The organism is Lacinutrix sp. Bg11-31 (genome assembly GCF_002831665.1).
Taxonomy (GTDB): Bacteria; Bacteroidota; Bacteroidia; order Flavobacteriales; family Flavobacteriaceae; genus Lacinutrix.
In genome coordinates this window covers 1,656,696-1,669,393 of record NZ_CP025118.1, presented here as the reverse complement: position 1 = coordinate 1,669,393, position 12,698 = coordinate 1,656,696, and the positions used below count along the sequence as shown (strand labels likewise).

The following is a 12,698-nucleotide window of genomic DNA, read 5'->3' as shown; positions in this document are numbered from 1 at the left end:
AGTGGTAGAAGCGGCATCCTTTTTTCTAAATTTGAAAACTAATTTTATATTTAGACTTTAAGTTTATTAATAAGTCTGTTATTGAAGTTTTGGTACTGGTTCGGAAAAAGATATAGTGGATGACACGACGAAGACATGCTTTTTTAGCATGTGTTGGTAACGCCCCAATTATTTCACTCTATTATATAAATAACTTCTGTTGCTTGTGATACTCTAAAATAGCCAAATGGAAAGTTTTCTGGATTAGTTTGGTTTATGCAGTTACCACGAACGGTTGCTGGTTGAATTTCAAATGGTCCACCACCTCCATCTGAGGTTTGCTGTAATAGTAAATTCATGAATTCGTAGAATTGACTTGAAATACCATAATTTCTAATCATTAACTCGTTTCCTGTTTCTGTATCTTCATTGGTGTAAAAAGCGAATATTTGATTTCCGTTTATAAACTCATCATCGTAAACATCTAGCATAGGATTGGTTTCGAATTCTTCTTTAAATTCGAAAAAGTAAAAATTTTCTTCGTCTGCAGGATCTGTGTAGAATGCTTTTATTTCTATTTCATCACCAGAAAAACCACCATTGTCTTCTTGTTCTATAAAATCTATAGGTGTTACACTTTTCATGGTTTCTGAGCCAATATAGGTTTCGTTATTGTAAGTAATTGTTAGTGCGTATTCTTGATTTATTTGTGGATTAAAGTTGAAACATTCGTAAATACCGTTAGCATTAGAATCTACAAAGTTGAATATATTGTTATTTTGATCTGTAACAAGAACAGTTGCTCCTGTTGCTGGTGGAATTTCATTATTAAAAAATGGTGCAGAAAGTGTTAATTTGATAAATTGATTTGTTCCTGTTGTACCCTCAAACCAATTTAATGAAGCATCTATTACTAAACGTGTTTCGGCATTTGGTACTTCTAGCTCGATTACATCTTCGCAAGACGAAAACATAAAAAATAGTAATAAGATGTATAGTGAGTTTTTCATTTTTAGAATTTAAAGTTATAAGATATAGATGGTACAGCACCAAAAATGGATAAACGTGTCGCTTCATTATTACCTGTATCTTCATTTTGAGCAAAAGAAATAGAAGCTGCATTTCTTCTGTTGTAGGCATTATATAAACCAAAAACCCATGAGCCTTGAAAACCTTTAATTTTTTCAGGTTTTGGTGTGTAAGTTGCAGAAAAATCTAAACGATGATAGCTTGTTAGACGTGTAGAGTTTCGCGCACTATAATTTGGAACAACAATATTGTTATAAGTATATTGACCGTTTGGATAGGTTGTAGGTTGTCCTGTTTGGAAAAGGAAATTTGCATTAAAATCCCATTTCTTATTTAGATTATAACTTGTAGTAATAGACAAATCGTGAGTTTTATCGTAACCTGTATTATACCAATTGCCATTATTTATTCCGGTTTCGTTAGGATTTCGACCTTCGGTTTTTTGTTCAGATTTTGATATTGTATAAGCAATCCAACCTTTAAAGCGACCTTCGTTTTTTCTAAATAAGACCTCTAAACCATAAGCTCTAGCTTTTCCGTTTAATATTACGCGTTCTATGGCGTCGTTTGCAATTAGATTTGCGCCATCAATATAATCGATTCTGTTTTTCACATCTTTATAATAGCTTTCTATTTCGAAAGAATAGTCGCCATCTTTAATATTTTTAAAATAACCAATTGCATATTGATCTAAAATTTGTGGTTTAATATAGTTGCCACTAGGAGTCCAAACATCTAATGGTGTTGGCGAGCTTGTATTAGATAATAAGTGTAAGTATTGCGACATACGATTATAGCTTGCCTTTACCGATGCATTTCTATTAAATTGATAGGCTGCCGAAAAACGAGGTTCTAAATTTGCAAACGTTTTTATAGTTTTACTTCTGCTTGAAGATTCTGTACTTATAGCATCTGCACTTTGATATATTTGAAACTCGTTGTTAAAAATTACGGCCTCATTATTTTCATAAATATTTAATTCACTTTGGCCTAAACGTTGAAATGTACTTAATCTTAAACCGTAGGCAAGCGTTAGGTTATCTAATACTTTATGTTCTGCATCTATATAAACAGCATTTTCAAAAGCATACTTATCGATTAATTTTTGTGTGTTTATTCCAGAATCTGGAGTAGAAGGTTCTATTTCTCCAGGATTAAATTTATAATAGATGCTATTTAAACCATACTGTAACTTGAAATCATTGCTTATATAATGTTTAAAATCGTACTTAAAATTAAAATTCTGAATACCAGAATTCCATTTAAACTCCACAAAATCTAGATTTAGTCCGTAATAATAGTCTGAATAAATAAGAGACATATTAGAAAATAGTTTGTCATTAAATAAGTGATTCCATCTAAAGTTTACAATTGTATTTCCGTAGGTGTTTTCGAAACTATCAGATAAATTAAATACATCTCTACCAAAATAACCAGAGAGGTAAACGTTGTTATTCTCGTTTAATTTGTAGCTTAATTTTGTATTTAAATCGTAAAAATAAGCAACATTATCAAGATCGAATAAAGGTAGAAATAGATGAGCATAAGAACTTCTACCACCTAATAAAAAGGAACCTTTATCTTTCTTTAAAGGACCTTCGGCTAATAAGCGGCTAGACACAATACCAATTCCTCCATTGGCATGAAACTCCTTGCTATTTCCTTCTTTTTGATAGATATCTAAAACCGAAGAAACGCGTCCTCCATAACGAGCAGGAATACCTCCTTTATATAATTTTAAATCTTTAATTGCATCTGGATTAAACACAGAAAATAAACCAAATAAATGAGAAGAATTAAAAACAGTAGCCTCGTCCAAGAGAATTAAATTTTGATCTGCAGCACCACCACGAACATTAAACCCAGATGATCCTTCTCCAGCATTTGTAACACCAGGTAATAATGTAATTGCTTTTAAAACATCTGCTTCACCAAGCACAACAGGAATTTGTTTTATTGTAGAAGCAGAAAGTGCATTAACGCTCATTTGCGGTTTTCTAATGCTAAGTTTCTCAATGTTTTCTGTAATTATTACTTCTTCGAGACTCTCTGTAGCTTCATTTAAAAAAATATTTTTTTTAAAATTTTCATTAAATATTATTGTTTCAGTTTTGTCTGAATACCCAATATAACTTAGTACTAATTTATACTCACCTTTTGGTAAAGTAATGGAGTAAAATCCATACTCGTTAGTTGTTGTTCCAGTGTTAAGCTCAGGAAACAGAATATTTACACCTATTAAGGTTTCGTTAGTGTTTTCGTCTTGAATAACACCACTTAGGGTGAATTTTTCTTGAGCTAAAAGAAAGCTACAACTAAAAAAAAAGAGTAAGAATGCGATTGATTTTGATTGATACATTTATAGCAAATTTATTTAGGTAAAGTTAAGTAAAACTTAATTTTTTCAGGAATTGTTTAACATATATTTGGGCGTTACCAAGACTAGAAGAAAAACATTTCTTAGATAGTCTTTGGGTAGTCTCTCTATTTAAAGTTTCAACAAAGCTACACTTAAGAAGTATTTAAAATTTATTATTTTAATAATATTGATGTGTAATCCTTAACGTAAAAAAGCTCCCAGAAAGGGAGCTTTTAAAAGGACATTACTATTTATGTATATTATCCTAAAATACTATTAAACGTTTTACTTGGACGCATAGCAGCATTTATTAAATCTTCTTTTGGTTCGTAATAGCCACCAATATTTACAGGTTTTCCTTGTATATCGTTAAGTTCGCTTACAATTTTAGCTTCGTTAGCTTCTAATTCTTTTGCAATAGGAGCAAACTCTTTAGCTAAATCACCATCTGTAGTTTGGTTCGCTAACTCTTGAGCCCAGTACATAGCTAAGTAAAAGTGAGAACCTCTATTATCTAATTCACCAGATTTACGACTAGGTCCTTTTTTGTTTTCTAATAATGTTTCCGTAGCGTTATCTAAAGCATCTCCAATAACTTTGGCTTTAGGGTTGTTATTTACTTGGCTAAAATGCTCAAGTGAAACAGCTAAAGCTAAAAATTCACCTAAAGAATCCCAACGTAAATGGTTTTCTTCTGTAAATTGCTGAACATGTTTTGGTGCAGATCCACCAGCTCCAGTTTCAAATAAACCACCACCATTCATTAAAGGAACAATAGATAACATTTTTGCACTAGTTCCAACTTCAAGAATTGGAAATAAATCTGTTAAATAATCACGTAATACATTTCCAGAAACAGAAATGGTATCTTTTCCATCTTTTAATCTTTTACAAGTAAATATTGTAGCATCGATAGGAGATAGGATACGTATATCTAATCCGTTAGTATCATGATCTTTTAAATATGTATTTACTTTCTTAATTAATTGTGCATCGTGAGCTCTCTTTTTATCTAACCAGAAAACTGCAGGAGTTGCAGATGCTCTTGCTCTTGTAACAGCAAGCTTTACCCAATCCTGAATTGGTGCATCTTTAACTTGGCACATTCTCCATATATCTCCAGTTTCAACATCATGAGATAATAAAACCTTTCCTTTAGCATTTATAACTTCAACTTTTCCGTTAGAAGCCATTTCAAATGTTTTATCGTGAGAACCATATTCCTCAGCTTTTTGAGCCATTAATCCAACATTAGGAACTGTTCCCATTGTTGTAGGATCGAAAGCACCATTTTCTTTACAGAAATCTATAGTTGCCGTGTAAATTCCAGCATAACTACTATCTGGAATTACTGCTTTAGTGTCCTGAGATTTCCCATCTGCATTCCACATTTGTCCAGAGTTACGAATCATTGCTGGCATAGAAGCATCAATAATAACATCACTAGGTACGTGTAAGTTAGTAATACCTCTTTCGCTATTTACCATAGCTAAATCGGCACTATGTTCTAATGCGTAACGAATATCTTCTTTAATATCTTCACGTAAACCTTCTGGTAATTCTTTTAATTTACTTAGTAAGTTTCCAAAACCATTATTTACATCAACGCCAATTTTTTTGAATGTTTTACCGTGCTTTTTAAATAAACTTTTAAAGAAAACACGAACAGCATGACCAAAAATAATTGGATCACTAACTTTCATCATTGTTGCTTTCATGTGTAAAGAAAACAAAACACCTTTATCTAAAGCATCTTCAATTTGTTCATCTAAGAATTCAATTAAAGCAGTTTTACTCATTATTGTAGCATCAATAATTTCATCTTGTAATAATGCTAAATTATCTTTTAAAACTATCTTTTTTCCATTTTCGTCTGTATGCTGAATTTTAACAGTGGTAGCTTCTGTTAAAGTCACAGACTTTTCGTTATGTGCAAAATCTCCAGCTGTCATTGTAGAAACGTGAGTTTTAGAGTCTTTAGACCATGCTCCCATAGAATGCGGATTCTTTTTTGCGTAATTTTTTACTGCTTTTGGTGCACGTCTATCACTATTTCCTTCACGTAATACTGGGTTTACAGCACTGCCTTTAATTTTATCGTAACGAGATTGTATATCTTTTTCTGTAGCGTTAGTAGTCTCATCTGGATAACTAGGGATTTTAAAACCTTTTTCTTGAAGTTCTGCTATTGCTGCTTTTAATTGCGGAAGAGAAGCACTAACATTTGGTAATTTCACGATATTTGCTTCTGGTTTTTTTGCTAATTCTCCTAAGAAAGCTAAATCGTCACTCACCTTTTGGTCATCATTTAAAAAGTCTGGAAAGACAGCTAATATTCTAGCTGCTAGAGAAATATCTTTAGTTTCAATATCAATTCCTGAAGATTTTACAAAGGCTTGAACAATAGGTAAAAAAGAACGTGTTGCTAAAGCTGGTGCTTCATCTGTTTTTGTATAAATGATTTTTGGTGTTGTAGACATATATATTCGATGTTTAAATTCTTAATATTCCGAAAAAATTTCGGTTTACGAATATACAAAATTTCAACACCATTTTAAAGTGAGGAGTCTACGACTTTATGGGTTTTTTAAAGACTATAACTATTAGTCTTTTATTTTATTAAATTGATAATTTTATGGTCAATAAATTATTCAATTATAATATTATAGTCTTTTAAAAGTCCAAATATTTCGTTTTTAGAAAACTTGGCACCTTTTATTTTGTTTTTTGAAGGAGAGATAGAGTAGTTGTAAGCTGTTAAAAAGTTTACTTTTTCTAAGTTTGTATTCTCAAAGATGGATAGGTTTAAATCACAATTATTAAAAGTTGACTGTTTTAAATCTGTATTTGAAAAGTCTGTGCTTTCTAATTTACATTTTTCAAAAAGCGTGTTGTTTAGTTTTAAATTATAAAAGGAAGCTAAATTTAGTTGGCAATTTTTAAATGCCATTACTAGTAAGAAAGTATCACATTCATTAAAAGGAGTGCCAACTAATTTACAATCACTAAAAAGTACTTCTTTAAAAGAAGTTTCTCCTAATTTAACAGAACTTAAGTTACAGTCTATAAATTCACATTCTAAAAAGGAGAATCCAGATAAATAGGTATTACTAAAATCACAGTTACTAAAAGTACAGTTATCGTATTCTGCTTTTGGTAAATTGTTTGTTGTGTAATCTTTGGACTTGAATATTTTATCTGTTACTAAAGGAAGATTCATTTTATAAAAGTAATGCTTTTTGATATTCCTTCGAATCAGGAAACCACAATTACTTGTAGTTTTTATTAGATTCCTGCTTCCGTAGGAATAACACAAATATCCCAACCTTTCTTGGGATTAGTTCTACTAACACTTTTAAATACGCCTTTGGTTTTTTAGAAGTGAGTTTCACTAAAAAACAAAAGCCATAACACAATAGATTTAACTATTAGAATTATGGCTTTTTTTGAGATAACATCAACTGATCTATTTAGTTTTCACTAACTCAATTTAAAACCGGAGTTTTACATTTTTTTTCGATTCAAAATCTGTTAAATCAATGACACATTTGGGTAACTTTCAAAATGTATTGACCTGTTACGCCTCTTGCACCTGTAATTGTTTTTCTTTAAACTTTAACTTGTGTACCGCGTTTGCACGTTGTATTTGTTTTAAAGTCTTGTTTCGTCTTTTCGTATTCTCTTTCGATCTGTATTACTTATCCGAAAACTTTCAATTTATCTTACTACAATCTGCCTAGACATACTGTAATTTTTAAAATATCATGGTTTTATAATTGTCATAACTACATATGGTATTTTAAAACCTCAAAAAACAATCAATACTTAAAAGTTAAATTTAAGTACTTATTTTAAAACTCATTAGCTATTTTCATAACAAAGTTTTAAAATCAATTATATATAAATACCGTTTTTAAGCAGTAACCAACACAAGGTTGTTATTAATTGTTTTACTAAAGTACATTATAACTTCAATATAACAAGTGTTTTTAACACGCTACTTATCAACTAGTTATAAACCTGTGTTATTAACATTTGTTAATAACCAAAAAAGCCTAACTCGATTGAGTTAGGCTTTTTAATACTATTTATAAGGAGTAGATTATTTTCTTCTCGCTTCTTTAATTCTAGCTTTCTTACCAGTAAGACCTCTAAAGTAAAAGATTCTAGCTCTACGAACTTTACCTCTTTTGTTTACTTCAACTTTCTGTAATGCAGGTAAGTTAACTGGGAAGATACGCTCTACACCAATTGTTCCAGACATTTTTCTAATTGTAAAAGTCTCTGTTAAACCAGATCCTCTTCTTTGTAATACAACACCTCTAAAAAACTGTGTTCTACTTTTTTCACCTTCACGAATTTCGTAGTATACAGTAATTGTATCACCAGCTGAAAATTCTGCAAAGTCCTTTTTTGGTACAAACTCGTCTTGTACAAATTTAATTAAAGATTCCATCTTTATTGTTTTTTATTATTAATCCAGAACAACATTCACGTATATCGCCAGAGGTTAACCCGAAATTGGATGCAAAAATAAGTATTAATTACTAATCTACAACGTATTATTTAATTTTTTTGGGTGTTCCTTTTTAAGCTTGAAAATAGCTCAAAAAGTCAGGCTTTCACAAGTCGCTATCAAAGATGAGCTCCAACAATTGTTCAATCCTTAACACTTAAATCCTTTTTCATAATTTAATATGTGCTGCGATGACAAGCTTTCTTTATTATAATAATTTTTTCTAATAAAGAGATTGCCACACCATTACTGTGTTACGTCTCACAATGACGAAATTATTTAAGTTTTATAGGAATCCAAACCGTTTCTTCAGAATCTGGATTGTTACGTTTTGCTTTCTCGCCTAAGAGATTAAAATGTGGTCTTTGGTCTAGTTGGTATTTAGATTTTGGTAACCAATTTGTATAGATATAAGACATAAATACACCAAAGTCTTTAGGTAAGCCTTTGTAATTAAAGACAGCGTATAAACCAGAATCTAGGTTTAAATTTTTCATACCTTCTGGAATAGTATTGTAGTTTTCTACTGCAACACTTGCCCATTTTGTGAATGTATTTGCTGGATTAAAATTTTCGAGGTAGTTATTATCATATAGTAACACTTCAAATATATCTGTGCTTAAAGCATTTTTAATTTCCTTACGTTGTGGCATAAAACTAGAAAACAATTCAAACGTTTTATTTTCTACTAAAGACATTTCAATAGATTGTCCAACTAGTTTTTTGTTCTCTAAAGTTACAATGTTTGGAACTTGCTTCATTTTAAGTTTTTTGGAAATATAACAGTTCTCGATACAAAATTGCAAAAAAGCAATTTCACTCGAACTGACAAATGTAATAGTTCTCGATACAAAATTGCAAAAAAGCAATTTCACTCGAACTGACGAATGAATAGTTTCTAATTGCCGAGTTAATCGAGAAATTCAACCAAACCAACAATCAAATCTAATCTTCTAATAAATCTGGTCTTCGTTCTTGAGTTCTTTTATAGGCTTGATCTTCTCTCCATTTTTCAATGTTTGCTTTATGACCGCTAAATAATATTTCTGGAACTTTAAACCCTTTATAGTCTCTAGGTTTTGTGTAAATAGGTGGTGCTAATAAATTATCTTGAAAACTGTCTGTAAGTGCAGAAGTTTCATTTCCTAAAACACCAGGAATTAGTCTAATTATTGAATCGCATAATACAGCTGCTCCCAATTCTCCACCAGATAATACGTAATCTCCAATAGAGATTTCTTTGGTTACAAACATATCGCGAACACGTTGGTCTACACCTTTATAATGACCACAAAGAATTATTATATTTTCTTTTAAAGATAAATGGTTTGCAATACCTTGGTTTAAGGTAGTGCCATCTGGAGTCATGTAGATAATTTCGTCGTAATCGCGTTCTGCTTTTAAAGCCGAAATACATTTGTCTATAGGCTCACAGGTCATTACCATTCCAGCTCCACCACCAAATTGAGTATCGTCTACAGATTTGTAATTATCTGTAGTGTAATCTCTTAGGTTGTGAAAGTGAACCGAAACTAAATTAGCGTCTATTGCGCGTTTTAATATTGAGGCATCAAACGGGCTTTTTAGTAATTCTGGTAAAACGGTAATTATGTCTATTCTCATTATGTTTTATGTGAAATTATACTGATGAAAGGGATTGTTTTTTGAGGAGTTTCGAAATTAATATAACGGTATTGTGTATGATTAGTGGCGTGTTTAAGCAACTAAGTTAATAAATAAATACTGAATAGAAAATCCGCGAGGATTTTCGTAAGCAAGCTAAAACTAGCCATTAATTATACACGGTGTTACCCAACGTTTTTTTTCAAAGTGATAGTTCATTTATAGTTTCGACCATCGATTTTTTATTAGTGATTTTAAAAGTCAATTTCTCAATGTTTGTCATTCCACTTCTATTATTCGGCATACTGTGAAATCCGATTTTACATCTTGGACATTTCACATTACTAAATATTGGTTCAAATTCTCCATCACTCAATTTTGCGATTAATTTTAAACGAATATCTCTTTTTTTATAGTTGTTTTCATTTTCAAAAGTAGAGTCAGAATTCAGTTTTGCAGTTACTATTTTTTCTATGTTTTCATTTTCGAAGTAGTTAAAGTATCTAAATTTTCGAGTTTTATAATTCACAAACAGAAACTCTCCATAACTAAATTCAGAAAGACAAGGAATTAAAAATTGCTTCCAACAAACATAACATCTAACATTAAATTCAGCTATTTTCATACAGTATTTCTCAAATGTTGGGTAATGTCTCTAGAATATGATTCCGTTTCAATGCATTATATTCAACGTTATATTAATTTCGAATTTCGTCATTTTTTTTCACAAAGTCAAGTTTTTATTTTCTTGATTTTCAATATAAAGACTTAGACATGAGCGCATAAAATGATATTGCAATACAGAGTTTACACTATGAAAAAACTGCAAGAATCCAGCAGTATTGCCTTCCGCGAAAGCGTTATAAAAACAAAAATTATTCTCTATTAGTAACCTCTTCAGTCTCACAACCAAATAAGCTTTTCTCCATAATTAATTTGCTTACACCTTCTGGCAACATACTTTGCCAACCGTCTTCACCTTTATTAATCATGCTTAACACTTTTCTAGAAAAAATATTTAGAGTAGCAGGATCGTAGTCTGTAATATCTACTACTTTACCATTATATTTAAAGAACTTGTAAAGCTCTTTCATACGTGGATGTACCTTTAGGTTGTCGCTTGTGGTTAGTGTACCATCTTCGTTTTCCATTGGGTATAAATACACACGTAAATCTTTAAAGAATAGTTTACCAAAGGCTTCTAGTATTCCACCACTTAAATGTCTGTAGTATTTCTCGTCGAAAATATCTACTAAGTTATTTACTCCCATTGCTAAGCCCATTCTAGCTTTAGAGTATTGAGAGAAGTATTCTACTAGTTTGTAGTATTCTTGGAAATTAGATATTAATACGGTTTGCCCTAAAGAACATAATAACTTTGCGCGATCCATAAAATCTTGCTCGTCTATTTCTCCTTCTGCACGTAAGTTAGACAATGTGATTTCGAAAATAACTTGTGTTTTATCTTCGTCTACCTTATTTTCTTTTAAAAACATGTCTAAAGATTTTTTATACATGTCCATATTTACTTTGGTAACTGGTCTAAAACTTCCACGAAGTGTTAAAATGTTACGTTTGTAAAGTACTCTTGCTGGTAATACGTTATTTCCATCTGGAGCAAACATTACAGCATCTGTCATTCCGTTTTTAACAAGTTGTAAACTCATTAAACGGTTATCTACATTCTCGAAAACTGGACCTGAGAAATTAATAGTATCAATTTCTAATTGGTCTTTATCTAAATGATCGTATAAATAGCGTAGTAATTTTCTAGGTTGGTTATACTTGTAAAAAGCGCCATAAATAAGGTTTGTACCTAATTTACCTAAAGTTTCTTGTTGTAAACGCGCATCGTTTTCTTTAAAACGAATGTGTAAAACAATCTCGTTATATTCTTGGTCTGCATCAACTTGGTATTTAATACCAACCCAACCGTGTCCTTTGTATTTTTTAGCAAAATCTATAGTTGCAACCGTATTGGCGTAACTAAAAAACATTTTATGAGGATGCTTGTCTCTAGTAATACGTTGCTCTGTTAGGTTCATCTCGTGATCTAACATTTTACGTAAACGTGCTTCGGTTACATAGCGTTTATCGTCTTCAATACCATAAATGGCATCACTAAAATCTTTATCGTAAGCTGACATTGCTTTGGCTATGGTTCCAGAACCACCACCTGCTCTAAAAAACTGACGTACAGTTTCTTGTCCAGCACCAATTTCGGAAAAAGTTCCGTATATATTCTCGTTTAAATTAATACGAAGTGCTTTGTCTTTAAGTGAAGGAATAGATTCTATATCCTTGTCTCCTTTTAGTGTAATTTCCATAGTTTCAAGCATTGTTTTACTTACGTACAAAGGTATTAAATAACTAAAGCAAACAAAAAAAATATCTTACTTTTGTGATAAATAACACTGATATTGAAAATTACATTTTTAGGTACAGGAACTTCACAAGGTATACCAGTAATTGGCAGTACACATCCTGTTTGTTTAAGTGCTAACTCTAAAGATAAACGCTTGCGTGTTTCTATATTAGTAGAATGGCAAGATTTTACATTTGTTGTGGATTGCGGTCCAGATTTTAGACAGCAAATGTTACGTGCTAATCCAGAAAGAATAGATGCCGTAATTTTTACACACGAACATGCAGACCATACTGCTGGATTAGACGATATTCGTCCGTTTTTTTTTAGACAAGGAGATATTGATATTTATGCTCATAATCGTGTTTTAGGTGAGTTACAACAACGTTTTGAGTATATTTTTACTTCGGAAATAAAGTATCCTGGTGTTCCAAATCTTATTCAAAATGAAGTTAAAAACGAGCCATTTACTATTAATGGTTTAGAGATTATTCCTGTTGAAGGACTCCATTATAAACTGCCAGTTTTTGGTTATAGGTTTGGCAATTTTGCTTACCTCACAGATATGAAAACTATTGCTGAAGCCGAAAAACTAAAGCTTGAAAATTTGGGTGTTTTGGTGCTTAATGCCTTGCGTGAAAAAGAACATATTTCGCATTTTAATTTAGCTGAGGCGTTAGCTATTATTTCAGAATTAAAACCAAAAAAAGCCTACTTAACTCATATTAGTCATCATTTAGGATTTCATGACGAAGTACAACAAAAATTACCAGAGAACGTTTTTTTAGCCTACGATGGGCTTACAATAGACATTGCTAACTAATATA

The 12,698-nt window shown here is 31.2% G+C and carries 10 protein-coding genes; 1 reads left to right on the top strand and 9 read right to left on the bottom strand.

Features of this window, described 5'->3' with window-relative positions:
• Nucleotides 1-173: 173 nt before the first annotated feature.
• From CW733_RS07445 to CW733_RS07405, 9 genes are all read right to left on the bottom strand, one after another.
• Nucleotides 174-989: a DUF4249 family protein gene (locus tag CW733_RS07445; protein WP_100996602.1), complete on the bottom strand. Its 816-nt coding sequence runs from the start codon at nt 987-989 to the stop codon at nt 174-176.
• A gap of 2 nt (nt 990-991) precedes the next feature.
• Complete coding sequence (locus CW733_RS07440; RefSeq protein ID WP_100996601.1) at nt 992-3,367, bottom strand: TonB-dependent receptor; 2,376 nt, start codon at nt 3,365-3,367, stop codon at nt 992-994.
• Nucleotides 3,368-3,627: 260 nt separating this feature from the next.
• Nucleotides 3,628-5,847, bottom strand: a complete 2,220-nt coding sequence (locus CW733_RS07435) for an NADP-dependent isocitrate dehydrogenase (RefSeq protein ID WP_100996600.1) — start codon at nt 5,845-5,847, stop codon at nt 3,628-3,630.
• A gap of 167 nt (nt 5,848-6,014) precedes the next feature.
• Nucleotides 6,015-6,587: a pentapeptide repeat-containing protein gene (locus CW733_RS07430; protein WP_100996599.1), complete on the bottom strand. Its 573-nt coding sequence runs from the start codon at nt 6,585-6,587 to the stop codon at nt 6,015-6,017.
• Nucleotides 6,588-7,469: 882 nt separating this feature from the next.
• Nucleotides 7,470-7,823 (bottom strand): 50S ribosomal protein L19, encoded by a 354-nt coding sequence (gene rplS / locus CW733_RS07425; protein ID WP_100996598.1) that lies wholly within the window; start codon nt 7,821-7,823, stop codon nt 7,470-7,472.
• 335 nt (nt 7,824-8,158) lie between these two features.
• Nucleotides 8,159-8,644 carry a GyrI-like domain-containing protein gene (locus CW733_RS07420; protein ID WP_100996597.1) on the bottom strand — a complete coding sequence of 162 codons (486 nt, stop codon included), beginning with the start codon at nt 8,642-8,644 and terminating at the stop codon, nt 8,159-8,161.
• Nucleotides 8,645-8,828: 184 nt separating this feature from the next.
• On the bottom strand, nt 8,829-9,506 hold the full coding sequence (gene trmD / locus CW733_RS07415) for a tRNA (guanosine(37)-N1)-methyltransferase TrmD (protein WP_100996596.1): 678 nt from the start codon (nt 9,504-9,506) through the stop codon (nt 8,829-8,831).
• 202 nt (nt 9,507-9,708) lie between these two features.
• On the bottom strand, nt 9,709-10,131 hold the full coding sequence (locus tag CW733_RS07410) for a hypothetical protein (RefSeq protein WP_100996595.1): 423 nt from the start codon (nt 10,129-10,131) through the stop codon (nt 9,709-9,711).
• Nucleotides 10,132-10,381: 250 nt separating this feature from the next.
• A complete protein-coding gene (locus tag CW733_RS07405) occupies nt 10,382-11,833 on the bottom strand; it encodes a nicotinate-nucleotide adenylyltransferase (RefSeq protein WP_100996594.1) in 1,452 nt (483 codons plus the stop codon).
• A gap of 93 nt (nt 11,834-11,926) precedes the next feature.
• On the opposite strand from CW733_RS07405, the gene CW733_RS07400 reads away from it, so the two are divergent.
• Nucleotides 11,927-12,694, top strand: a complete 768-nt coding sequence (locus CW733_RS07400) for an MBL fold metallo-hydrolase (protein WP_100996593.1) — start codon at nt 11,927-11,929, stop codon at nt 12,692-12,694.
• The last annotated feature ends 4 nt before the right edge of the window (nt 12,695-12,698 follow it).